At 69.5% G+C, this 22,923-nt stretch carries 24 protein-coding genes; 14 read left to right on the top strand and 10 right to left on the bottom strand.

The window, feature by feature from the left end:
- Together ACSMXV_RS36960 and ACSMXV_RS36955 are read left to right on the top strand one after the other, a co-directional pair.
- Positions 1 to 684, top strand: a complete 684-nt coding sequence (locus ACSMXV_RS36960; protein ID WP_473175444.1) for a bifunctional 4-hydroxy-2-oxoglutarate aldolase/2-dehydro-3-deoxy-phosphogluconate aldolase — start codon at positions 1 to 3, stop codon at positions 682 to 684.
- Positions 677 to 1,636 (top strand): sugar kinase, encoded by a 960-nt coding sequence (locus ACSMXV_RS36955; RefSeq protein WP_473175443.1) that lies wholly within the window; start codon positions 677 to 679, stop codon positions 1,634 to 1,636. The genes ACSMXV_RS36960 and ACSMXV_RS36955 overlap by 8 nt, the downstream gene beginning before the upstream one ends.
- A gap of 152 nt (positions 1,637 to 1,788) precedes the next feature.
- On the opposite strand, the gene ACSMXV_RS36950 is transcribed toward ACSMXV_RS36955, so the two are convergent.
- The 4 genes from ACSMXV_RS36950 to ACSMXV_RS36935 form a co-directional block, all read right to left on the bottom strand.
- Positions 1,789 to 2,691, bottom strand: a complete 903-nt coding sequence (locus ACSMXV_RS36950; protein WP_473175442.1) for a TIGR03619 family F420-dependent LLM class oxidoreductase — start codon at positions 2,689 to 2,691, stop codon at positions 1,789 to 1,791.
- A gap of 347 nt (positions 2,692 to 3,038) precedes the next feature.
- On the bottom strand, positions 3,039 to 4,046 hold the full coding sequence (locus tag ACSMXV_RS36945) for an aldo/keto reductase (RefSeq protein WP_473179190.1): 1,008 nt from the start codon (positions 4,044 to 4,046) through the stop codon (positions 3,039 to 3,041).
- A gap of 5 nt (positions 4,047 to 4,051) precedes the next feature.
- On the bottom strand, positions 4,052 to 5,554 hold the full coding sequence (locus tag ACSMXV_RS36940) for an acyl-CoA reductase (protein ID WP_473175441.1): 1,503 nt from the start codon (positions 5,552 to 5,554) through the stop codon (positions 4,052 to 4,054).
- Positions 5,555 to 5,559: 5 nt separating this feature from the next.
- Positions 5,560 to 6,960 (bottom strand): hypothetical protein, encoded by a 1,401-nt coding sequence (locus ACSMXV_RS36935; RefSeq protein WP_473175440.1) that lies wholly within the window; start codon positions 6,958 to 6,960, stop codon positions 5,560 to 5,562.
- 56 nt (positions 6,961 to 7,016) lie between these two features.
- On the opposite strand from ACSMXV_RS36935, the gene ACSMXV_RS36930 reads away from it, so the two are divergent.
- The 6 genes from ACSMXV_RS36930 to ACSMXV_RS36905 all read left to right on the top strand — a co-directional run bounded on the left by ACSMXV_RS36930 (position 7,017) and on the right by ACSMXV_RS36905 (position 13,026).
- Positions 7,017 to 7,667 (top strand): TetR/AcrR family transcriptional regulator, encoded by a 651-nt coding sequence (locus ACSMXV_RS36930; RefSeq protein ID WP_473175439.1) that lies wholly within the window; start codon positions 7,017 to 7,019, stop codon positions 7,665 to 7,667.
- A 381-nt stretch (positions 7,668 to 8,048) separates the two neighbouring features.
- A complete protein-coding gene (locus tag ACSMXV_RS36925; protein WP_473175438.1) occupies positions 8,049 to 8,243 on the top strand; it encodes a hypothetical protein in 195 nt (64 codons plus the stop codon).
- A 144-nt stretch (positions 8,244 to 8,387) separates the two neighbouring features.
- Entirely contained in the window at positions 8,388 to 9,209 is an 822-nt protein-coding gene (locus ACSMXV_RS36920) for a DUF1684 domain-containing protein (protein WP_473175437.1), read from the top strand.
- A gap of 238 nt (positions 9,210 to 9,447) precedes the next feature.
- Positions 9,448 to 9,951 carry a P-loop nucleotide/nucleoside kinase family protein gene (locus tag ACSMXV_RS36915; protein WP_473175436.1) on the top strand — a complete coding sequence of 168 codons (504 nt, stop codon included), beginning with the start codon at positions 9,448 to 9,450 and terminating at the stop codon, positions 9,949 to 9,951.
- Positions 9,952 to 10,601: 650 nt separating this feature from the next.
- Positions 10,602 to 12,002, top strand: coding sequence for a sulfatase family protein (locus ACSMXV_RS36910; RefSeq protein WP_473175435.1), 1,401 nt, complete (start codon positions 10,602 to 10,604; stop codon positions 12,000 to 12,002).
- Between the two features lie 64 nt (positions 12,003 to 12,066).
- Positions 12,067 to 13,026 (top strand): formylglycine-generating enzyme family protein, encoded by a 960-nt coding sequence (locus ACSMXV_RS36905; RefSeq protein WP_473175434.1) that lies wholly within the window; start codon positions 12,067 to 12,069, stop codon positions 13,024 to 13,026.
- A gap of 315 nt (positions 13,027 to 13,341) precedes the next feature.
- On the opposite strand, the gene ACSMXV_RS36900 is transcribed toward ACSMXV_RS36905, so the two are convergent.
- The 3 genes from ACSMXV_RS36900 to ACSMXV_RS36890 all read right to left on the bottom strand — a co-directional run bounded on the left by ACSMXV_RS36900 (position 13,342) and on the right by ACSMXV_RS36890 (position 14,642).
- Positions 13,342 to 13,551 carry a hypothetical protein gene (locus ACSMXV_RS36900; RefSeq protein WP_473175433.1) on the bottom strand — a complete coding sequence of 70 codons (210 nt, stop codon included), beginning with the start codon at positions 13,549 to 13,551 and terminating at the stop codon, positions 13,342 to 13,344.
- Positions 13,548 to 13,778 (bottom strand): TauD/TfdA dioxygenase family protein, encoded by a 231-nt coding sequence (locus ACSMXV_RS36895; protein WP_473175432.1) that lies wholly within the window; start codon positions 13,776 to 13,778, stop codon positions 13,548 to 13,550. The genes ACSMXV_RS36900 and ACSMXV_RS36895 overlap by 4 nt, the downstream gene beginning before the upstream one ends.
- Before the next feature lie 234 nt (positions 13,779 to 14,012).
- Positions 14,013 to 14,642, bottom strand: coding sequence for an LUD domain-containing protein (locus ACSMXV_RS36890; RefSeq protein ID WP_473175431.1), 630 nt, complete (start codon positions 14,640 to 14,642; stop codon positions 14,013 to 14,015).
- 116 nt (positions 14,643 to 14,758) lie between these two features.
- On the opposite strand from ACSMXV_RS36890, the gene ACSMXV_RS36885 reads away from it, so the two are divergent.
- The 4 genes from ACSMXV_RS36885 to ACSMXV_RS36870 all read left to right on the top strand — a co-directional run bounded on the left by ACSMXV_RS36885 (position 14,759) and on the right by ACSMXV_RS36870 (position 18,133).
- A complete protein-coding gene (locus ACSMXV_RS36885) occupies positions 14,759 to 15,145 on the top strand; it encodes a winged helix-turn-helix transcriptional regulator (RefSeq protein WP_473175430.1) in 387 nt (128 codons plus the stop codon).
- Between the two features lie 320 nt (positions 15,146 to 15,465).
- Positions 15,466 to 16,311, top strand: a complete 846-nt coding sequence (locus ACSMXV_RS36880) for an ABC transporter ATP-binding protein (RefSeq protein WP_473175429.1) — start codon at positions 15,466 to 15,468, stop codon at positions 16,309 to 16,311.
- Positions 16,308 to 17,342 (top strand): aliphatic sulfonate ABC transporter substrate-binding protein, encoded by a 1,035-nt coding sequence (locus ACSMXV_RS36875; protein WP_473175428.1) that lies wholly within the window; start codon positions 16,308 to 16,310, stop codon positions 17,340 to 17,342. The genes ACSMXV_RS36880 and ACSMXV_RS36875 overlap by 4 nt, the downstream gene beginning before the upstream one ends.
- Complete coding sequence (locus tag ACSMXV_RS36870; protein ID WP_473175427.1) at positions 17,339 to 18,133, top strand: ABC transporter permease; 795 nt, start codon at positions 17,339 to 17,341, stop codon at positions 18,131 to 18,133. Before ACSMXV_RS36875 ends, ACSMXV_RS36870 begins: the two co-directional genes overlap by 4 nt.
- 492 nt (positions 18,134 to 18,625) lie before the next feature.
- Here the strand turns inward: ACSMXV_RS36870 and ACSMXV_RS36865 are convergent, their stop codons facing one another.
- The gene (locus ACSMXV_RS36865) at positions 18,626 to 19,003 is read right to left on the bottom strand and encodes a LysR substrate-binding domain-containing protein (RefSeq protein ID WP_473175426.1); all 378 of its coding nucleotides are present in this window, start codon (positions 19,001 to 19,003) and stop codon (positions 18,626 to 18,628) included.
- On the opposite strand from ACSMXV_RS36865, the gene ACSMXV_RS36860 reads away from it, so the two are divergent.
- Positions 18,957 to 19,475, top strand: a complete 519-nt coding sequence (locus ACSMXV_RS36860) for an EamA family transporter (RefSeq protein WP_473175425.1) — start codon at positions 18,957 to 18,959, stop codon at positions 19,473 to 19,475. The two genes, ACSMXV_RS36865 and ACSMXV_RS36860, sit on opposite strands and share 47 nt — an antisense overlap.
- Before the next feature lie 56 nt (positions 19,476 to 19,531).
- Entirely contained in the window at positions 19,532 to 19,846 is a 315-nt protein-coding gene (locus ACSMXV_RS36855; RefSeq protein ID WP_473175424.1) for a hypothetical protein, read from the top strand.
- 452 nt (positions 19,847 to 20,298) lie between these two features.
- Here the strand turns inward: ACSMXV_RS36855 and ACSMXV_RS36850 are convergent, their stop codons facing one another.
- Positions 20,299 to 21,225, bottom strand: coding sequence for an LLM class F420-dependent oxidoreductase (locus tag ACSMXV_RS36850; RefSeq protein WP_473175423.1), 927 nt, complete (start codon positions 21,223 to 21,225; stop codon positions 20,299 to 20,301).
- 265 nt (positions 21,226 to 21,490) lie between these two features.
- Positions 21,491 to 22,882 carry an MFS transporter gene (locus ACSMXV_RS36845; protein WP_473175422.1) on the bottom strand — a complete coding sequence of 464 codons (1,392 nt, stop codon included), beginning with the start codon at positions 22,880 to 22,882 and terminating at the stop codon, positions 21,491 to 21,493.
- Positions 22,883 to 22,923: the final 41 nt, after the last annotated feature.

Here is a 22,923-nt window from a genome sequence, read left to right as displayed (position 1 = left end):
ATGCACACAGCGAACCAGCACTCAGCGACTCCACGGCAGCCGCTGAGCCGCACCCTGCTCGAGAGCCGCATCATCGCGGTTCTGCGGGCCTCCGATGCCCGATACCTGCTTCCGGCAGCCGAGGTGTTGGTGGAGCAGGGCATCCGCAGTATGGAGGTCACCCTCACCACGGCTGGAGGCCTCCAGGCGATCTCCGAGCTGCGGGCCACGCTGCCCGACGAGGTCGAGGTGGGGGCGGGCACCGTCCTGTCCATCGAGGACCTCGACGCGGTGCTCGACGCGGGCGCGGCCTATGTGGTCACCCCGCACACCGATGCGGAGCTCATCCGCGCCGCGGTGGCCCGCAAAGTGCCGATCATCCCGGGCGGGCTGACCCCCACCGAACTCAGGACGGGTTGGGCGGCCAGCGCGAGCGCGGTCAAGCTCTTCCCGGCCTCCACCGTCGGACCGCAGTACGTCAAGGACCTCCACGGCCCCTTCCCGCAGATGCCGGTGATCCCCTCCGGAGGCGTCGGCAGGGCGACTGCCGGCGACTGGATCAAGGTCGGCTGCCCTGCGGTCAGCATGGGCGGCCCCTTGCTCGGCGACGCCCTGAAGGGTGGCGACCTGGCCGCACTGCGCGAGCGTGCCAAGCAGGCCGTCGAGTCCGTGGCCGCCGCAGCGCAGGAGGCCGGTCGTGGCTGAACTCATCCGCAGCGGCGTCGTCACCGTCGGCGAGACCATGGCACTGCTGGCCGCGGAACGCACCGGGCCGCTGAGCCATGTGCCCAGCATGTCCGTGGGCGTCGGCGGCGCCGAGAGCAACGTGGCCATCGCCCTGCAGCGGCTCGGCGTGCCTGCCACCTGGATCGGAAGGGTGGGCGAGGACTCCTTCGGCAAGCTCGTCCTGCGCGAGCTGCGGGCCGAGAGGCTCGACGTACGCGGGATCGTCGACCCTGCAGCACCCACCGGGCTGATGGTCAAGGAACGCCGCACGGCCCGGTCTCTGGGCGTGTGGTACTACCGCGCCGGCAGCGCGGGATCCCGGCTGCGGCCGGAGGACATACCCGAGGGCGTCTTCACCCATGCCGCCCTGCTCCATGTCACCGGAATCACCCCGGCGCTGTCCGACTCGGCCGCGGAGGCGGTGCGCCACGCGATCGAACTCGCCCGCCGGAACGGTATGACCGTGTCGTTCGACGTCAACTACCGCAGCAAACTGTGGTCTCGCGAGGCGGCGGGCAAGGGCCTGCTCGACATCGTGCGCGCGTGCGACGTCGTCTTCGCCGGCCCTGAGGAGGCCTCGCTCTTCGTCCCGGAGGAGGCGGACCCCCACACTCTGGCGTCCGCGCTGTGCGACCTCGGTCCCTCGCAGGCCGTCATCAAACTCGGCGCCCAGGGCTGTGCAGCAGTGATCGACGGCGAGCAGTACTCCCGCGCGGCGGTGAAGGTCGACGTGGTCGACTCCGTGGGCGCCGGCGATGCTTTCGTCGCCGGATACCTCGCCGAACTGCTGGCCGACGCGCCGCCGACCGTACGCCTGGGCACCGCCGTGACCACGGGTGGCTTTGCCTGCACTGTGCCCGGCGACTGGGAAGGACTGCCCACCCGCGCCGAGTTGGGGATTCTGGGCATCGCGGAGGACGTCATCCGGTAGTCACTGCGGCGATTCGCTGCGCGTGCCTGGCACTGCCGAGTGATCTGCGCAGCCCGGCCGTCCCGATGGCCGGGCTGCCGGTGCCGATGGCGGCCCAGCCGTGGGCGGGGAAGGGGACGAGTGGGCCCGTCGCCTCCTACTCGGGGCCGCGTCTATGCGACCGCTGGCATGATCTCCTCTGCGACCCACTGCGTGTAGTCGAAGTAGTCATTGATGTGCCCCACCGGGGGGATCGGCAAGGAACTCATCGTCACGCCGAGCTCCTTGAACCAGCCCAGGCGATCGATGATCTCCTGCTTCGTCATGCCCGGACGAGCTCGCGGATCGTGCTGCACCGTGTGGCTCTCCCCCACCCGGCTGGTGGCGAAGCCGTAGTAGACGTCTGTCAGCCTTCCGCTGTAATCGGGCTGTGACTTGATGAAGTCGATCTTCGCCGGGATGTCCTCCGGTTTCGTGTGGGCCGGCCACCAACCCGATGCGTAGCGGGCGACCCGCTTCAACACCGGCTCCGCCTCACCCCCGAACCACACCGGCAGGTGCGGCTTCTGAACGGGCTTGGGCTCGAAGGCGACATCTCGGAACGACACGTACTTCCCCTCGAACTCCGGCTCGTCCTTGGTCCAAAGCTCGATGATCGCCTGGATGTACTCCTCGCTCATTGCGCCGCGCTCGTGGAACGGGACGCCCAGGAGCTCGAACTCCTCCTCCAGCCAGCCAACGGCGAAGGTCACGGTCACCCGCCCGCTCGACAGCCAGTCCATGGTCGAGAGCGCCTTGGCGGTAACGATGGGGTGCTGCAGCGGCAGGATGGCAATGCACGAGTTGACCCGGATGCGCTCCGTCGCCCCGGCCAGATACGACATCGCCGTGTACGCATGGAAGTAGTGCGGCCCGGAGAGCTCCACGTGGGCGCGCGGGATGATGTGGTGCTCGGGCACGCTGATCATCGCGTAACCGAGCTCCTCGGCCCACTGGGCCAGGCGCGTCTGGTCCGCCCCTGTCACCGCCACTTCCCACGGCTGGCATGTGGCCTTGAGCCGCAGCAGATGCGGCATGGCAAATCCCAGTTTCATATCCCCTCCTGCTCGTCCGTTCCCTTCGGCTCCCCGCATGCACGGGGTGTAGGTCCGGCACCACGCAGCGACTCAGGCTTCACAATCCCCGTGCCGCCGCGGAACGTTCCGTCGTAAGGACGCACTGTGGAATGCACTCGGAAACCGGAGTCCGGCGCGGCGTCGAGCCCACGCGCTACCAACTCCCCGATATTCTCCGAGGTCCGGCAGGACGAGCATCTCGACGACGAGGTCCTCCACACTGAGCAGTGCCCTCGCCGCGCCGGTGACGACGGCGACCCTGCGTTGCGTTGCCGAATCCACGTGTGGTCCCTGCCTTCTGTCGGGCGTCATGTGCGGACGCGCGGTGATGTCCCGCCGCGCAACCAGCCCTGGAAGATGTCGATGAAGGTCCCTGGGTACTCGTCCGGGAGCCGCGTCGCCTCTTCGAGTTCGGCCGCGACCTGCGACGGGACGGTGATGTCGAGAGCCGCAAGGTTGTCGTCGAGCTGGTCGGGCGTGCGCGCGCCGATGATGACGGACGTCACGGGCCGAGTCCGCTGCCAGGCCAGGGCGAGCTGAGCGGGTGTGCACCCGGACTCGGACGCCAGCTTCTTCACGAGGGCGGCCACGTTGAAGCCCCGCTCGTTCTTGACCAGCGTGTCGAGGGCGACCTCACGCTGCTCCAGCCTGGTGGCCCCGCCCGGCTCGACCTTTCCCGTGAGCATTCCGGCGGCGAGCGGGCTCCAGCTGACGAAGCCGAGCCCTTCCTCGGCCACGAGGCGGAAATGCTCCCGTTCCATGGCCCGCACGATGAGGTTGTACTGGCCTTGGAAGGCGACGAACCGCGCCGCGCCGAGCCGGTCGCTGACGGCGAGGGCCTTCATCAGGCGGTGGGCGCGGAAGTTGGACGCCCCCGTGTACAGGACCTTTCCGGCGCGTACGAGGTCGTCGAGCGCGGCGATCGTCTCGTCGAGCGGTGTCGCCTCGTCGTCCACGTGCACCTGGTACAAGTCGATGTGGTCGGTGCCGAGGCGGCGCAGGCTGGCCTCGCAGGCCCGTTTGATGTGGATGCGGCTCGCGCCCCGGTCGTGCGGACCGCGCCCTACGGGCAGGCCGAACTTGGTGGCGAGGACGACCCGGTCACGCCTGCCCCTGAGGGCGCGGCCGACAATCTCCTCCGACCGGCCGTAGACGTCGGCCGTGTCGACGAAGTTGCCGCCCGCCTCCAGGTAGCGGTCGACGAGGGTGGTCGCGGTGGCCTCGTCGCAGCCCCAGTCCTTCATGCCGAACGTCATCGTGCCGAGGCCGAACTCCGAGACATAGAGTCCACTTTGGCCGAGTCTGCGCAACACCATGCTGCTCACACCGCCTCCGCCGACTGGTCGACGACCCAGCGGACCATGCGGCGCAGCGGCTCGGTGCCGTCATGTGGCAGACCGAGCGCCTGTTGCGGGTCGGCGGACTCGGCCGCCTGCGCGGCCTGCGCGCTGAGCGAGGCACCGAGCGGCAGGGTGCGCTGCACACCGCCGCGGGCGAGCTCGTCGCGCAGCTTCTCGCGCAGCCGTTCCGGATAGACACCGACGGTCTGCGTCGACTCGTCGACCCAGCCCGCGACGCGGGTGATGTCGGCAACGGGAACGAGGTTGACGACACGATTGGTGAGCCGGCCGGAGAACTCGACGGGCTCGTCGGTGCGGGAGACGACGACGCCGGCGCTTGCCGTGTCCCCGATGACCCGGTAGAACTCCTCGTCCAGGGCCACGGCCCGCAGCTCGTCCTCCAGGTCCGGGTCGGGGCGCCGGGGTGCGGTGGACTCGTGCGAGGGCAGGGTGAGGAACGCCCGGTGGACGGCGCACCCGAACTCCTCCAGGCGATCGAGGCTCCCGTCGTCGTCGGCGTCGCACTCGACGTACACGACGCGTGTGCTGGAACAGGCCGTCTGGTTCATCCGTCCCGCCATCAGCGCGACGCCGAGCGCCGCCTCCTGCATCGCCTCACTCGTCTCCAGCGCCTCCCGGCCGACGATCGAGATCGACAGCTTCGGGTTCATGCTGATGAGTTCGATGCCGGGGACGAGGTACTTCGGGATGTGCGTCATGGACGCCATGCCGCCCCACGCGGTCAGCTTCTCGATGCGCGAGGGACGATAGATCTCACGCTCGATCTCCTCGTCGCCGCCCTTCCAGTACGCGACGGCGAAGTGCTTGGTGACGGGGTGGTCCGGGTCGAGGTCGATCATCGTGCGGACGATCGCGGCGGCGGTGAACGGGTCGTTGGACGGCGTCTTGATCAGGCAGTCGCCCTTGGCCAGGGCGCTGCGGATCACGGTGATCCCGGCGGTGACGGGCACATTCCCGGCGATGATGTGCATGTTCCGGGTGCCGACGGCCCGCATGCGCAGGGTGGAGGTGCCGGGGCGGCCGAGCTCCACCCAGCCGTCGAGGAACGCCTTGCCGACCATCTTCTCCACCTGACCCGAAAGGCGCTCACGGCGGAACATGCCGGGGAACTGCTCGTACACCGGCCGCAGCACGGGCTCGGTCAGCTCACCCGCCTCCAGGCACAGCCGGAACGCGGTGCGCATCAGCGGGTTGGCGTCCAGTGTGAGGCGCGGGCCCAGTTCGGCGAGGAAGTCGATGATCTCGTCGATCGGGGTGTCGGCCAGGTCCTTCAGGTCGCGGGGATCGTGCAGGGCCAGCTCAGTGGCGTACTTGTGCGGATCGGGGGTACGGAAGCGGGCGCCCGAACGGCCGCCGAACTCGACCGCGTCGTCGCCGGGTTCGATGATCCGGCCGCGGATGACGATCGGGACGTCGACGACATCCGTGGCAGACGCAGGTGCCGGGGGCGTGGTCATCGCCATGCCGCTCAGACCTCCTTCACGTAGTCCATGAAGGCGCTGTAGGCCTGTCCCGTACCAGCACATGTGATCTTGTCGTCGCCGCCCTCCAGCTCGGAGAAGCGCACGATGGAGCGCTCGATGCGCGGGCCCTTCCAGCCGCACGGGCAGTCCTCGTCCCAATGGACCGTGACGCGGTCACCGGAGATGAATCCGCCCCAGTACGTCTCGGCCAGCAGGTCGAAGAGGGCGAGGCGGCCGGTGTGCACGCCTTCGCGCGGTACCGGAACCGCGTTCTCGTCGAGGACGACCGGGATCGTGACGGGCAGGAAGTGAAAGTACCCCTCAGGGCACAGCGGGGCGGTACCCATGCACTCCGACATGCCGTACATGCTGCGGATGCGGTCGATGCCGAAGAAGTCGCGCAGGAGCTGCTCCCACTCCTCCGGGGCCTCCTGATAGCCCTTCATGCCACCGCCCGCTATGAGGACGGAGTCGGGCGCGAAGGCGCAACTGACCCCGTTCTCACGTCCCTTGAGAGCTATGCGGACCAGATCGGCGGAGGTGCCGCCGATACGCACGCGCTGCCCGCGGTACCCCTCGGCCAGCTTGGCGAACCAGACCTGCAGATCGTCGTCGCGGTGCCGGCTGCGTTCGATCAGCTCCCGGCGTTCGCGCAGGAGCTTCGCGTCGATCTGCAGGCGATCCAGTTCGCCGCGCTCCTCGGCGGACTGCAGGCGCCCGGCGAGGGAGAGCAGGTCGGAGGAGATCGCGTAGTCGTAGAGCGTGTGGCGGCTCTTCTCGCCGCCCGCCTGTTCGCGGGTGAAGAGCTGCCCCATCTTCGTCATCATCTGGTGGCCGGAGCGGTAACCAGCCGAGAAGGACGGGATCTTGACGGTGCGGGTGTCGAAGCCGATGGCCGCGCGCAGCACCTCGAAGTGGACATTGCGCCAGGCGGGCCACTCGTCGCGGGAGCGCGGGATGAAGCTCAACTTGCCGGTGGTGCCGGTGGAATGGCCGATGATCAGGCCGTGCTCGTCGAGCCGGGTCAGCCATGCGTCGACCGAGTCCAGGCCGTCGAGCGGCACGGCGGACAGGTCGTGCCGGGTGAGGCGGCCGAGCCAGGAGGTGAGGCGGTCGAAGCGGCGCTTCTCGATCAGGCCGATCGGATAGCTCTTGTAGACCCGGTGGTCGAAGAGCACGGGGACGACGTCTTCGACCTTCTCGATACGGTCCACCCCCTGCCGGTCGGCGAGCTTGCCGAGGGCGGCGACTGCGGGACGCAGTTGGTCGAACCGACGGGTCAGCGCGGCGACTTGGGCTACTTCCACCGTGGATCGATCCAGGGAGAAGAGAACCTGGTGCGGGTGGTCGGTCCAAGTGGCGGGTGTGTTCGGGTCGAGTGACACGGACTGCGCGGGCTTGCCCATGAGGGTCCCCTCGTCGACTGTCGACGTTAATTAAACGCAGTCGTATACTTACATCCGTGGAGCGAGCTGAGAAGACGTCGGCACAGAAGACACGAGCAGGCCGCCCGTCCCGCCAAGAGGCGGCCCGCCTGCGGGAGCGGATCCGGCAGGCAGCCTTGGAGGCCTTCCTGGAGCACGGCTTCGACGGCACCAGCATGGAAGCAGTGGCGAAGGCGGCGGGCACCACCAAGCGGACGCTGTACGCCCAATATCCGGACAAGCGAACCCTGTTCGCGGCCGTCATCCCCTGGGCGCTGGCTCGCGCGCACGGGGACGAGGCACCCGTGCGCACCGTGAGCGGCGACCTGGCCACCGCGCTGACCGCCATAGCGCGCGCGGCCGTGGCCCGGGCGACAGATTCCGGCATCGTCCGCCTCACCCGCATGGCGATGGCCGAGTCGGCGCGCTTTCCCGAGTTCACGGCGAGCGCCCACTCACTGACCTGGTCGCATCGCATGCAGGCGGTCATGGAAGTCCTTCGCGACCATGCCACAAAGGGAACGGTCGCCGTCGACGACATCGAGATCGCCGCCGAGCAGTTCCTAGCCATGGTCGCGGCACTGCCCGCCCGCCTCGCGGCGTTCGGCATCACCCGCGACCCCGAGGTGGAGGAGCGCCACATCCAACATGCCGTGAACCTTTTCCTGTGTGGCGCACTGGCGCGCTGACGTCCCCGCGGCGCGGCCAGGACCACCGGTCCGACTCCCGAGGAGATGGGCCGGCTGCCGGAGGAGATGCTCGAGGCGGAGAGCGTCGGGCTGGTCTACGACGAGATCGAAGGGCTCAACTACCGAGACGCTCAAGCCGCGCACGTTCGTCCGCTACCGCGACCACGTGCACGCCGATCTCATCCCCGCGTTCGGACGCATGGCACGTTCCGACCTGCGACCGCGCCACGTCGCCGCCTGGAGCGAGTCCGAGCTCGACCGCGGGAGAGGACGCACCACGCACCACCATCTACCGAATCGGCGCCACCCTCTCCAGCGCTCTCGGCTCCGCCGTCCGTACCTACGCGGCTGATCACGGACAACCCCTGCCGGTACGCCCTGATGCCCCGCCCGGCCACCCAGGAGCGGACCTGCTGGGACCCCACCCAGGCGGCGGCGTTCCTGCGGTACAACCACGCCCGCTACGGCGACCGTCTGGCCGACTTGTTCGAGGTGCTGCTCGGCACCGGTATGCGGCGCGGCGAGGCACTCGATCGGCACTGGACCGATGTGCGGGCTGGACGCAGTCGATCGTGACGGCCGGAAAGCACATGCCCGCTGATCACCAGCAGTGAGGGGCCGGCCCCGGGGATGACTTTCACGGTCTGGCCAGTTGCACGATGTGGAAGCGCGAGGACCAGGCAGCGCGCCCGGCCCTCGAGGCCATACGAAGGAGCGGACATGACCGTCCAAGATGTCGACCTGGCGAGTTTCATCCAGGAATGGGAGCAGTGGCACCGTGAACACCAGGAGGTGCTCGCCGGCCCGCACGGGTTTCTCGCGATCACGAGCCTGCGCTGGCTGAGCGACGAGCCGGCCCGCTTTGATGACGCCCCCGGAGCCTGGTCGAGCACCGCCGACGGCGTGGTGGTCGCGCTCGCCGATGGCGAGGAACTGGTCATCGATGGCGCAACGGCTCACGGCCGGTACGACTTCGGGGTCATCGGCGAGCGGGACAGCGTGTACGTCGGCTCCGGTGACGCCGTGATCGAGGTCGCCAAGCGCGGCGGGCAGGACATCCTGCGGCCCCGCCATCCCGAGAACGCGCTGCGCACCAACTTCACCCGCACTCCCGCCTACGCGCCCGACCCCCGCTGGGTCCGCGTCGGCCGGTTTCTGCCCTTCGACGAGCCGCGGGCGGTGACTGTCGGCGCCGCCGTCGAGGGCCTGGAGCACGTCTACGACTCGCCCGGCCAGGTCGAGTTCGAACTGGACGGAGCGACACACCGGCTCACCGTCTTCAACGGAAGGCGCCCCGGCAGCCTGATGGTGTTGTTCACGGACAAGACCTCCGGCGTGACCACCTACGCCGCGAACCGCTCCCTGCAGATCGCGCCTCCCGACGGCGAGGGCAGGGTGACCCTCGACTTCAACCGCGCCGCGAACCTCCCCTGCGCCTACACCGACCTGGCGACCTGCCCGCTGCCGCCGGCCGAGAACAGGCTGCCTGTCGCGATCGAGGCGGGCGAGAAGATCCCCCTGGAGCGCGGCGGACAGCCCTGACACCGGCGGGCAGGCCCGGCAGTTGAGCGATCGCGCCCCGGCCCGGCGGCCTCACCCGGCGCCGGGCGGGGCGGGGCGGGGCGGTCGGCTCCAAGGAGCGCCTCACCGTTCCGGCAGCACATTCATGGCCCACGCGGTCCAGGTTGTTCGTGGGCTCGTCGAGCATGAGCAGCTGTCCACCGAACTCGTCGAGGACGGCGCGTAGTTCGTGGGCGGCGCACTCCGGCAGGATGAGCACATGCTCATCGTCATCGGCGGACTGCCCGGCACCGGCAAGACCACCCTCGCGCGGCTCCTGGCCGCACGGATCGGTGCGGTCCATCTGCGGGTGGACACCATCGAGCAGGCGATCGTCCGCTCCGGCCTGGTACAGCACCCCGTCGGACCGGTCGGCTACGTCGTCGGATACTCCCTGGCCGAGGAGCATCTCCGGCAGGGACTGACCGTGATCGCGGAGTCGGTCAATCCGCTGGCCGTCACCCGCGACGCCTGGCGCGATACGGGCGCCAAGGCAGGTGTCCCTTCCGTCGACGTGGAAGTGGTCTGCTCGGATCCGGTCGAGCACCGGCAGCGGGTGACATCACGGTCCGTGGACATCCCCGATCTGCCGCTGCCCGACTGGCAGCAGGTCCTCGACCGCGACTACGAACCGTGGGAGCGGGAGCGCATCGTCGTCGACACCGCCGGGCAGAGCCCAGACGAGTCGCTCGCCGTGCTTTTACGCCGTCTCGGCCTGCTCTGAGCGATACCAGGCAGCGGCGCGGCGCGCGGTCTCGGCCAGGTCGTCCCGTCTCTCGGCCGGATCGAGCACTCGAGACGTCGGCGCCGGTCCTGACGAAGCCGCCACTGCCCCGATGATTTCCGGGGAGCCGTACCACGATCCGAGAATTCACCGAACGGCATTGCCTTTACCTCACGGTAACTCGTATTGTCGGGGCCATGGCAGCACGAGACACTCTCGTCGGCCGCCGCCACGTCGATTTCGGTCGACTGGCCAGCGGTCTGTGTACAGCCGAGTCGGCGTGACAGCTTCGGCCGACTGCCGTCCGACCAAGCGGTAATCCGGCACCTGAACGCCAGATCGTCACCGGATCTTCCGGCAGTTTCTCCTGCCTTCCTCCTGCCCTAAGGCGCCTTCGCCTGCAGCCTGTTGCGGCAGCAGCGTGAGCGTCGGCGACCAGCTGCTGTTCGGGGGCAGCACAGTGACGGTCCCAGGGCACACCTGATCCGGATCCTTCTCGAGAATTCCCGTCAATACTCCGTTTTCGCATGCGCGGTTTCGGAACAGGCCTGCGTAAAAGCACCGCCGCGCCGGAGTATTTCGAATTCACGGCACCCTCTGCCTCCTCATGATGCGTGGGGCGTGGGGATGCCAAAACAGGAGTGAAACCGATGAGTGATACCAGCCAGCCGCAGGTCGGGCGGCGTAATTTCCTCGCAGGTGCGGCCGCAGTGGCCGCCGCCGCGGCTGTCCCCGGCGTCGCCGGGCTCGCGGCCGCCAACAAGGCGAGCGCCGCGACCCGCCCGAACGTCCTACTGGTCGTCACCGACGACCAGCCCAAGCAAACCAACTGGGCGATCCAGAAGACCATCAACTGGCTCGGCGGGCAGGGCGTGACCTTCAACAACGGCCACGTCACGACCCCGCTGTGCGCGCCCTCGCGGTCGTCGGTCTTCTCGGGCCGCTACGCCCACAACCACGGGGTGCGGAACAACGGAGCCTCGCACAGCCTGGACCAGAACACCACGGTTCAGCGGTACCTCAAGCAGGCGGGCTACCGCACCGGGCTGTTCGGCAAGTATCTGAACTCCTGGGCCCTGGCCGACAGCCCGCCGCACTTCGAAGACTTCGCGCTGCTCCAGCCGGGCTTCGTCGACGCGCAGTGGAACGTCAACGGCACCGTCCAGACGATCAACGGCTACACCACCAACATCATCAAGAACAAGACGCTGGCCTTCCTGGACAAGGCCGCGACCGACACCCGCCCGTGGTTCGCGTACGTCACCCCGTACGCCTCGCACGAGCCCAACACGCCTGCGCCCGCGTACGCCAACACGGCCGTGCCGGCGTGGAACGGCCGTCCCTCGGTCCCCGAGGCCGACCGGAGTGACAAGCCGGCCTACGTGAAGAACGCGACCAACACCCTGGCCGACGGCAAGGCGCAGCGCGAGCGGCAGCTGCGGACCCTGCTGTCCGTCGACGACGCCGTCCAGGCGTTCAAGGACAAGCTGGCAGCCCTGGGGCAGCTGGACAACACCCTGGTCATCTACATCGGCGACAACGGCTTCCAGTGGGCCGACCACGGCCTCCTCGGAAAGGGCACGCCCTACTCCCCTGCTCACGAGGTGCCGTTCTACCTGTCCTGGCCGGCCGGTGGCCTGGGCGCCGGGACCACCGACAATCGCATCGTCGGCAACATCGACATCGCCCCCACCATCCTCGACGCGGCCGGGATCACCCCGACCCACGCGGTGGACGGCAAGTCGCTGCTGTCCGGCTTCAACCGCGACCACCTGCTGGTCGAATGGTGGAAGCAGGGCAGCGCGGGCGTCAAGGACTCGTGGGCGTCCTACGTCGCCAAGGACAAGCAGTACGTCGAGTACTACGACCTGTACACCGATGCGGGCGGCAAGGTGTCCGGCACCGGGCAGGTGACGTTCCGGGAGTACTACGACCTCCCGGGCGACCCGTACCAGCTCACCAACAAGCTGTACCAGGCCACCCCGAACGACGAGCAGAACCTGGGCATTCCCGCCCTGGCCACTCAGCTCGCCGCAGACCGCACCAGCTAGGCATGCACCGCCCGCCGCCCGTCCGGACCTCCGGACGGGCGGCCCGATCTCCCGGGAAAACGCCATGTCCTCCTGCTGCACACCCGGCCGTGACCCCGTCGCCCTCACGATTGTCCCGCCCCCGGCCCCTGCCCGGAGCACGGCCGCCCTCCGGGCTGTCCGGCAGTTCGTCAGCCTCCCCGGCGGCCGCTTCCTCATGGGGACCGACGACCCCGACGGCTTCTCTGCGGACGGCGAGGGCCCCGTCCGGGAGGTGAGCGTCAACGCCTTCCGCATCGCGCCGACGACGGTGACGAACGCCCAGTTCGCCTCCTTCGTGAAGGACACGGGCCACGTCACCGAAGCAGAGGAGTTCGGCTTCTCCTACGTCGTCGACATCTATCTGCCCGCCCATGTCGCGAACGTCTCCGCGGCCGTACCGGGAACTCCCTGGTGGCGAGCGGTGTCCGGCGCGAACTGGCGCCGCCCGACAGGCCCCGGCTCATCGTTCGCGGACCGGCAGAACCATCCCGTGGTCCACGTCTCCTGGAACGACGCACAGGCCTACTGCGCCTGGTCCGGAACCCGGCTGCCCACCGAGGCCGAGTGGGAGTACGCGGCCCGCGGCGGGCTGGAGCAGGCCCGCTACCCGTGGGGGGACCAACTGACCCCTGACGGGCGGGACATGTGCACCATCTGGCAGGGCGACTTCCCCGTACGCAACACCGGGCCGCACGCCCGGACAGGCACCGCACCAGCCAAGTCGTACCGGCCCAACGGCTACGGCCTCTACAACACGGTGGGCAACGTCTGGGAATGGTGCGCCGACTGGTTCAGCCCCGACTTCCACCGGACCGGACCGCGCCAGGACCCGACCGGCCCGGCCACCGGCACCGCCCGCGTCATGCGCGGCGGCTCCCACATGTGCCACGACTCCTACTGCAACCGCTACCGCGTCGCCGCCCGCAGCTCCAACACCCCTGACAGCTCGACCGGCAACATCGGCTTCCGCGTGGCCGCGGACACGGTGAACGGCACTCGCTGAACGCAGTGGTACGCCAGGCAGCCCGCAGACCTGCCGTCAAGCTGTCAACCGTGGACGACGCCACCGGAAGCAGTTGGGCGGCCAGCGCGGGCGTCGGCACCCGCACGGCTGCCGCCGCAGATCGCCGGCGACAACACCCAGACGTACGGTGCCCAGCGCGAGCGGAGGTCGAAGACGGCGCCCCGAGGACCACCGCGGCGCCGGCCCGAGGCTGTGGCGGCGGTCGGGCGGTCATGTGGCGTTGTCCCGTCCGGGGGAACGGCGGGACCGGCGTTGCGTCCCGTTTCTCCGTGGGCGGCGACGCTCTCGCATCCTTCAGGCGGCCGCCGCATCCCGTGGCGGCCGCCAGTTCGGCGCGCAGGGCCGCGAACCGGGGTCACCTCGCAGGGCGGCCACGTCGGTCGTCTCCGCGCGCGGGAGCGGGACCGGCGCCTCGTCGATCACGCGGCCCGGGCCTGCAGCCATCACGTTGCCGGTCTGTTGGACGTTGTACGGGTAGACCAGCGGATTGGCGGGATCCTTCACGGCGGTCGGGTGGTCGAAGGCCTCCGCGAGAGGCGTACGGCCGCGACGTGCTGATCCGGCGTGAGGTGCTGCTCGCGGAACACCAGCACCTTGTGCTCCCGGAACGCCTGGCGCAGCTCCTCGGCGGTTCGGTCGTCGACGCCGGTCGTCAGGTCGATGCCGGTCACCTCGGCACCGAACCGTGGACCTGCCCGCCGTATCTCGTAGCTCGCGACAGTGGTGGTCATGGCTTCCCCTCTCAGTGTTGCCGTACAGGAATGACGCACGGGCGGTCGCCTCACACAGAACCAGGGGGAGGCGACGTCAGGAGCGTCGACACGTGGACGCGTCGACACGCGCCAGATCCACGTACAACCTGCGGTACAGCGCTGGAGAGCTCACCTCACCATGTCTAGCGGGCAGATGAGGATCGGACGGTTGCAGCTGTATGAATTCCCTCGGGTCGCCTGCCGGTAAGCGCGTCAGAAGCCCACGCTGTCGCGGACAAGGATGACCACGCCACGCCCGGGGAGGGCTTCGCGCTCCAGGATCAGGATCTTGCCGATGAACGAGGTCTGGCCGTAGTTCTCCTGCAGTCGGCGCCACTCCTTGGGCAGGCTGTAGTCCCGGATGCGGCGGAGCCCGGTCGCGATGTCAGGGACGATTTTCTGGGCGCCGACCACCCAGATCGCCTTGGCCGCCCCCGATGCGTACGGAGCGAGCTGGCTGCCGCTCGCTGAGCCGACCAGCAGAACGCCGTCCTCGGAGACAGCGTGCACACTGCCGACGACGACATCGGGTGTTGCACCCAGCCGGATGCGGGCGTTCACATCGGCGCCGAGATCGCCTGCGGCGGCCCGTACGGAGTTGAACTGGCCGGACTCGTCGATGGCCTCGGTGATTCCGGTCAGCCGCAGCGTCTCGCTCGTGGCGGTGAACACCGACTCCTCGCGCGGGACGAGTGAGAGAACAAGTTCGCGGGCGTCTGCCACGGTGTCCGCAACGTGCACGGTGAATCCGTGACCGCGCAGGGCTTCAGCCGCGCGGTCCAGCTGTGCCTCGTCGGTGGGGATCGCGAAGGTCTCGTCGGCTGCGGGTGCGTGCGTGGTCATGGGGGTCCCCTCGGCCGGTGAATCGGTTCCGTCTGGTAACTGGCCTCAGTCTGCGAAACCATGGATCGGCCGCGTAAGACGGCACTTTTTTCTGCCTCAGTGAGCCGGAGGGAACCATGCCCACCCACGACGGCGACCCCATGACGGTGCTGGCCCGGCGCGACGACACCACCTGCCGGGTCCGCGATGTCCTGGACCGGGTCGGCTCCAAGTGGTCACTGACCGTCATCAACGAACTCGGCCCGGGCAAACGGCGCTTCACCCAGATCAAGAGGTCCGTCCCCGGCATCAGCCAGCGCATGCTCACCGAGACCCTGCGTGGGCTGGAACGCGACGGCCTGATCGAGCGCACCGTGCATCCCGTCGTGCCACCCCGTGTCGACTACGAACTCACGCCACTGGGACGGACGCTGCTCGAGACGGTGCGCGGCCTACTCGACTGGGCGCTGGACCACGTCGACGACATCGACGAAGCGCGGGAGGCGTACGACGCCCGTTCATGACGGGGTCGTCGAGGTGGCCATCGCCGCCGGGCCACATGATCGTCTCGGATGCTGACGGTGCGTTGACTCTCCGAGTCACCCGTGCTTGCATCGTCGCATGCCGCGCCAGTTCCTGACCTGCCGCCGCTGCGTCGATCTGGTTCGTGTCGCAGCCGCGCTCTGTTGCGCCGCCACCCGCTGATCACCGTCAGCTCACCACGCCGTCAGTCCGGGCGCTGATCGTTTCGCGCCTCATGTCTGGCTCCTGAAACTCACCTTCACCCGGTGCGCCGTAATCACCTGCGCCCGAAGCCCGTTGCCTTCTGTACGAGGAGACACCCATGCCCGTACCCGGGCAGGCCGGTGATCCGGCAGCCGTCGAACTCCGCGGCGTATCCCGGACCTTCGGCCGCGGCGCATCCGCGAGCCCCGTCCTCGGCGGGATAGACCTGGAGATAGCGGCCGGTGAGACCGTCGCCGTCCTCGGCCCCTCAGGCTCCGGGAAGTCCACGCTGCTGCGCCTAGTCGCAGGGCTGGACACACCCACCGGCGGAACCGTGCTCGTCGACGGTGAACCGGTCCGCGACATGGACCGGCGGGCGGCCGTCGTGTTCCAGGACGCACGCCTCATGGCCTGGCGCACCCTCGCCTCCAATGTCGCCTTCGGGCTGCCGACCGGGATACCGCGCGCCGAGCGGCGGGCCGAAGTGGCGCGCTGGCTGGAGGTGGTGGGCCTGGACGGTTTGGGGCGGCACCGGCCCAGTCAGGTCTCCGGCGGCATGGCGCAGCGCGCAGCGCTGGCGCGCGCCCTGGTCCGCAGGCCGGGTGTACTGCTGCTCGACGAACCGTTCGCGGCACTGGACGCACTGACCCGGTTGCGCATGCAGGACCTCCTCGACGAGGTCCAAACCGCCGCTCGCACCACCGTCCTCCTCGTCACCCACGATGTCGACGAAGCCCTCCAACTCGCCGACCGCATCGTACTGTTGAGCGCGGGCCCCGCCGCATCCATCACTGCCACCCTCGACGTGCCGGTGCCCCGCCCGCGCGAGCGCGGCGACCTCGAACTGGCGCCGCTGCGCACCGATCTCCTGCACCGCCTCGGCGTCGGCCGCACCCACGCCGTCTCCCCGTCCCTCTCCGTTCCATCCGTTCCATCCGTTCCGCACAAGGAGCCTCTCCGATGAACCGCCGCACCTTCGCCGCCGCCCTCGCCTCCGGGATGCTGCTCCTGACCACGGCCGCGTGCGCCGAGGGCGAGGACTCCTCGGGCAAGGCCAAGACCGGCACGGAAGGGGCAGCCCAAGGCACCACTGAACTCCGCCTCGACTGGGCGTACTACAACCCCCAGAGCCTGGTCCTCAAAGACAACGGCTGGCTGGAAGACGCCCTCAAGGCCAAGGGCCTCGACAACGTCAAGGTGAGCTGGACCCAGTCCCTGGGCAGCAACAAGGCCAACGAGAACCTGCGCGCCGGCGCCATCGACTTCGGCTCCACCGCCGGCACCCCCGCGCTGCTGGCCCGCGCCAACGGCACGCCCCTGAAGACCGTCGACGTCTACAGCCAGCCCGAATGGTCGTCACTCGTCGTCGCCAAGGGTTCGAAGCTGGACTCCGTCGAGGACCTCAAGGGCAAGAAGGTCGCCGTCACCAAGGGCACCGACCCCTACTTCTTCCTCCTGCAGGCCCTCAAGACCAAGGGCCTGGACGCGAGCGACATCACCGTCGTCAACCTCCAGCACCCCGACGGCAAGACAGCGCTGGAACGCGGCCAGGTCGACGCCTGGGCCGGCCTGGACCCGTACCTCTCCCAGAGCCAGATCGACAACGGCTCCAAACTCATCTACCGCAACCTCGACTTCAACTCCTACGGGTTCCTCAACGTCTCCGAGAAGTTCCTCGACGCCCACCCCGAACTGGTGCAGATCGTGGTCGACAGCTACGAGAAGGCCCGTGCCTGGATCGAGCAGAACCCGCAGGCGGCGGAGAAGATCCTCGCCGACACCGCGAAGATCGAACCCGCCGTCGCCACGCAGCAGCTCACCGAGCGCACCCACTTCGACATCTCGCCGGTGCCCGGCGCCGCCCAGACCAAGGTGCTCGAACGGATCGCACCCCTGCTGGTCTCGGAGAACCTCGTCGCCGACGCGAAGGACGTCGACCAGGCCCTCGACACGCTCTACGCGCCCCAGTTCGCCCGCAAGGCCGACGCATCGTGAGCGGCATCACCGGCGCTGCGGTCGTCCGATCCCGCTGGGGCCGTACGGCACTGCGCGCGGCCACGGGCCTGCTCCTGCCCGCGGCGCTCGTGATCGCCTGGCAGCTGACCGCGACGTCCGGCACGTACACGCGCAGCCAACTTCCCCCGCCTGGGGCCGTCCTGGACGCCGCGCGGAGCCTCTTCGACCGGGGCGAACTCCAGCACCACATCGCCATCAGCGTCCAGCGGGTGCTGATCGGCTTTGCCGTCGGCGCCTCGCTCGGTCTGCTCCTGGGCGGCCTGGTGGGCCTCTCCAGGACCGCTCGGGGCGTCTTCGCGCCGACCGTCCACGCGATCCGCGCCGTGCCCTCGCTGGCCTGGGTCCCGCTGCTCCTGCTGTGGCTGGGCATCGGGGAGACGCCGAAGATCACACTCGTGGCGATCGGTGCCTTCTTCCCCGTGTACACGACGGTCCCGGCAGGCCTCGACCACGTCGACCCGCGCCTGAAGGAACTCGGCCGCGCCTACGGAAGGCGCGGCCCCAACCTCCTCGTCCAGGTCCTGATCCCGGCCGCGGCGCCCGCCGTGCTGTCCGGGCTGCGACTCGGACTCGCACAGGGCTGGCTGTTCCTCGTCGCGGCCGAACTCATCGCCTCCTCCATGGGCTTGGGCTTCCTGCTGATCGACAGCGAGAACACCGGCCGCACGGACATCCTGCTGCTCGCCATCGTGCTGCTGGCCCTCCTCGGCAAGGCGAGCGACGCACTTCTGGGGGTGGCGGAGCGGCAGGTCGTACGCCGGTGGAGCTAAGCGGTCTTGAGTAAGTCCGTTGTGGTTGGTGTCAGCGCGGTGACTCGCCGCGTCATCGCGTTGCCGACGGCGTCGTGACGGATCCGGAGGCATGCAAGCACGACCTCCGTGCTGTATGCGGGTGCCAACCAGCCATCGTCGTGGGCCAATTCGCAGCCGCCGCATCTCCAGGGCCCTGCGCGAGGTCGTATACGAGCTGCGCCGGCGCGGCCGGACGCCGTGTGAGCGAGACCTGAGGCGCGTCCGACAGGTCTTCGTGGTTGCTGTGCCCACGCCCTTCCGGCCTCGCGGCTGCGTCGGCGCCGAGTCGACCGGTGGGCGCCGTGGGGGGCGACTGTCGCACGTAGTGCGCGGCCGGTCGCCGCCGCCCCGCGTAGTGGTGCCCCTGCGCGTTGCGAACGCTGGAGTCGCGCACCGTGGCGAGTACCGGCATCGCCGATCTGTGACTCTTCTCGCGCGTATGAACCTTCGTGCCGCGGCCCTGGCTGACGTTCACTGCACGGGCACGTCCCGGAGTGCCGCGAGCAGTCCGCGGAGCCCGGGCCGGCCCAGCGATGTCTCCCGCACCGCCGCGTGAATGATCCTGACCGGTTCCGGCCCCCGCACCTTGCGCACGACGACGGCGGGGTGACGGTTGGCCAACCCCATGGCCGGGATGAGGCTGATCCCGAGGCCGGCGGCGACGAACCCCTGCGCCGTGGCGTAATCCTCGCTCTCCACCACGAAGTTCGGACTGAAGCCCGCCGCGGCGCAGCCTTCGACCACGGCTTCCAGGCAGGGGCCTGGCCCATCGCTGCGGACCCACGGCTCGTCAGCGAGATCGGTGATCTTCGCTCCCTGGCAGGAATCCGGACTCCTGAGCGGGGGCACGCTCGCCCTGCTCGGGGCGTCGGCGAGCTACGCCGTCGGATTCGCCTACATGGCGAGCCACCTGACCGGCCGGGGAACCGCCCCCCTGGCTCTCTCGGCGGCCCAACTCATCGCCGCCACGGACTTCACCGCGCCGACCGTGCTGGTCGGCGGCACGGCGTCCGTGGACCTCGATCTGCGGGCCGTAGTCGCCGTCGCCGTCCTCGGGATCTGCAGCACCGGATTCACCTTGTACCTCAGCTACCGGCTCATCGCGGACGAGAGGGCCACCAGCGCAGCCACCGTCGGGTACCTCCTGCCGGTCGTATCGGTGGGGCTGGGGGCGATCGTCCTCAACGAGGAGCTCGGGCTGCGTGTCATCGCGGGGGCGACTGTCGTGCTCGCCGGTGTCGCGGCGACGCGGTGGCGGAAACAGCCGCCGTCACCCTCGCACGTGGCGGACACAGCGGGACTCGCCGCTCCGGGGAAGTAAGCGCGATGCGACGCCGCCCGCTCCGGCGCGCCCAGCAGCCGCCGGCGAAAGATGCCATGCGACCCGACTCGCCGCGGCCCGACTCCCCTTGGCGCATACGCGACTTCCGCACGCCGTTCTCCGCGACCGTCCTCAGCCAGTTCGGCACGAACACCGGTTACGTCGCCGTCCCGCTCATAGCCGTGTCCGCGCTCGACGCCGGTCCCGGCCAGGTCGGCGCACTCGCCGCACTGAGCACCGCCGCCTTTCTGCTCATCGGCCTCCCCGCCGGGGCGTGGGTGGCCAGATGCCCGAAGAACGCCACCTTCCGCTTCCTGCTCACCGGCGCACTCACCATCGGTGCCGCCGTAGCGGCCTACTCGGCGAACTGACAACCGTGCGCACCACCCTCTGCGAAGGCGGTGCCTTCCTGGCGACGGCATTCCTGCCCGTCTTCCTTTCCCCAGTCCGCACGCGGCGCGCACTGCCACAGCAACAAGAATCGCGAGCCGCCGGCGCCCCGGCAGAAGACTCCTGACCGAGAAGGCCCCGACGTCCGGCACCTACCGCCCGTCACCAGTTCGCGTGATCATCTGGCTTTGCTCGGGGTGCTCATGATCCGCCGACAGTGCTACACGCGCATCGAGTCGTATGACCGCGTCGTGGACGCCTGCACAGTTGCTCCGCTCCGGGCCACGCTGTGGAGCGCCTGCCCGGTGCGTGTCCGCCGTGGCTGCCCCGCCGCGGCGCGGGCAGCCACGGCGCTTCTTGGCCGGGGAGTGTCATAGCCGGGCCCGAGGGCGGGCAGGCGCCCCAGTCCTCGCCCTCCCCCCGGCCCGGCGTCTCAGCCGTTCGCCAGCTCTCCGAGCAGCTTCCAGGTGCGGCGTCGGTCGGCCTCACCACCCAGGTCTGTCGCGGTGAACACCACCTCCGTCGCTCCGGCCTCCCGGTAGCGTCGCACCTCGGCGGCGACGGTCTCCTCGTCACCGATCACGGCCAGGTCGGCGGCCCGGGTGCCACCGGAGAGCCCGATGACACGCTGGTAGGAAGGAATCCGTTCGTAGAAGGCGAGCGCCTCGGTCGCGGTCTCGCGCACGGCCTCGGCGTCTGCGGTGACCACTCCGGGTACGAGGGCCACGATGCGGGGTGCCGGGCGACCCGCCGCCGAGGCTGCGGCGGTGACGGCGGGGACGATGTGCTCTGCGAGGGCGCGCGGGCCGGCAAGGTACGGAAGGACACCGTCCGCGAGTTCGCCGGTGACGCGCAGTGCCTGCGGCCCCATGGCCGCGACCAGGAGGGGCACGGGCGGTTGGGCCCCCGGCACCGCAGCCGGCAGTGGCGTGGTGGCGGTCAGCAGCTCGCCGTGGAAGTCGGCACTGCCCGTTTCCACCAGCTGGCGCAGGGCGGTGAGGAACTCCCGGAGCAGGGCGATGGGGCGCTCGAACGGGATACCGAAGCCTTCCTCGGTCAGAAACTTGGTGCCGAGTGCGAGCCCGAGGTGGTAGCGGCCGCGGGTGGCAGCCTGGGCTGTCTGGGCCTGGCTGGAGACCAGCAGCGGATGGCGGCCGAAAACGGGGATCGCGGCGGTCCCGACGTGCAGCCCGGGCACCTCGCGACCGACGATCGCGGCAAGCGAGGGCGAGTCGTACGCGAAGGTCTGCGCGAACCACGCAGAGCGCAGTCCGGCCTGATGGGCCTCCCTCGCGAGCTGCACCGTACTGTCGATCTGATTCTGGTAAGCGGTCGAGCTGAGCGTTACTCCGATAGCCATAGTTGGGGCAACCACCACGTTCGTGACCGGCATTCCTGCTCGTATATGACAAGCTCGTGGCGGCCTCGTAACGGCCTTCGGTGCCAGGTGGCATCCACGTCCGGGTTTGCCCAACGTGGGCCGGAACAGGACCGGCCTGCGAAGGCCTCCATCGATCAGGGCTGCGCCACGGTGCGTTGCCCGTTCACCGGCGCGGGGCGGGGGCCGCATGTCCGGAGTGCGTCGTGGGGCCGCCGAGTACCCCGGCGGCCCCACCGCCCAAGCGCTACCGCGTCACGGCGCTCGATGCGGTCTGCGGCTCAGGCGGAGCCGCGTGGGCGCGATGGGCGGTCCCGGCGGCGAAGTGCATGTCGGAGGACCGGATGCGCGAGGTCGCCACGACGCTGACGACCGCGGTCAGTGCGAGGTATCCGCACGCGATCCAGGGCGTGCCGTCGCCCACGGCCAGGAAGGTCGTCATCAGCAGCGGTGTGATGCCGGAGGCGTAGATGCCGGACACCTGGTAGACGAACGACATGCCGGTGTACCGGACCTCGGCCGGGAACAGGGCGGCGAACAGCGTGCCCTGAGCGCCGTAGAAGTACGCGTGCACCACGCCCAGCGTCACCGCCATCACCAGGGCGAAGAGCCATACCCCGGCCGCCTGGAACAGCCAGAAGGCGGGGAACACGCTGAGCCCGAAGAGCACCATGCCGACCGCGTACGTCCGGCGGGCGCCGTGCCGGTCCACGAGGGAACCGGACATCGGGATCAGCGCGGCCATCAGCAGCGCGGCGAACGTGACCGCGAGCAGTACCGGGGTACGCGGCAGCTTCAGTTCCGAGGTGGCGTAGGAGATCGCGAACACTCCCCAGGTGTTGAACGCCGCGCCCTCGCCCCACCGGGCCAGCATCCCGAGCAGCGTGAGGCGCCTGGTTCCGGCGTCCCGCATGAGTGTGGCCAGCGGGACGCGGGAGGCCGTCTGCCGCCGCTCGACGTCCCGGAAGGCGGGGGTCTCGTCCACCTTCAGCCGTACGGCGATGCCTACGGCGACCAGGACGAGGCTGATCAGGAAGGCGAGCCGCCACCCGTACCGGAGAAAGGCCTCATCGCTGAGCAGATCGCTCAGCAGCGCGAACAACCCCGTGCCCAGCGCCAGTCCGAGGGCCAGTCCCATCTGCGGAAAGCTGCCGTAACGGCCCTTGCGGCCGTCCGGGCCGTGCTCGATCGACAAGAGCACGGCACCCGCCCACTCCCCGCCCAGCGCCACACCCTGGGCGACACGCAGGACGAGCAGGAGGACGGGTGCCCACACTCCCACCTGGTCGTAGGTCGGCAGGAGGCCGATCAGCGCGGTCGATGCGCCCATCAGGCCCATGGTGACGGCCAGGGTCCGCCGCCGGCCGATCCGATCCCCGATGTGGCCGAACACCAGGCCGCCGATCGGCCGCGCCACGAAGCCGACCGCGAAGGTGGCGAAGGACAGGATCGTGCCGACGGTGTCGTTGCCGGTGGGGAAGAACAGCTTCCCGAACACCAGCCCTGCGGCGGTGCTGTAGAGGAAGAAGTCGTACCACTCCATCGTGGTGCCCAGCAGGCTGGCGAGCACCACCGTGCGCAGGCGGCGCCGTTCGCTGCGTTCATCCGGCGTCGGGAGTGTGCGAGATGTCTCGGACATGTCGAGGTGCCGTTTCCTTGTGTGTTTCCCGGCCTCCGCCG

The sequence above is a fragment of the Streptomyces sp. DSM 42067 genome (assembly GCF_055792885.1).
This window is presented reverse-complemented; position numbering and strand designations above follow the sequence as displayed.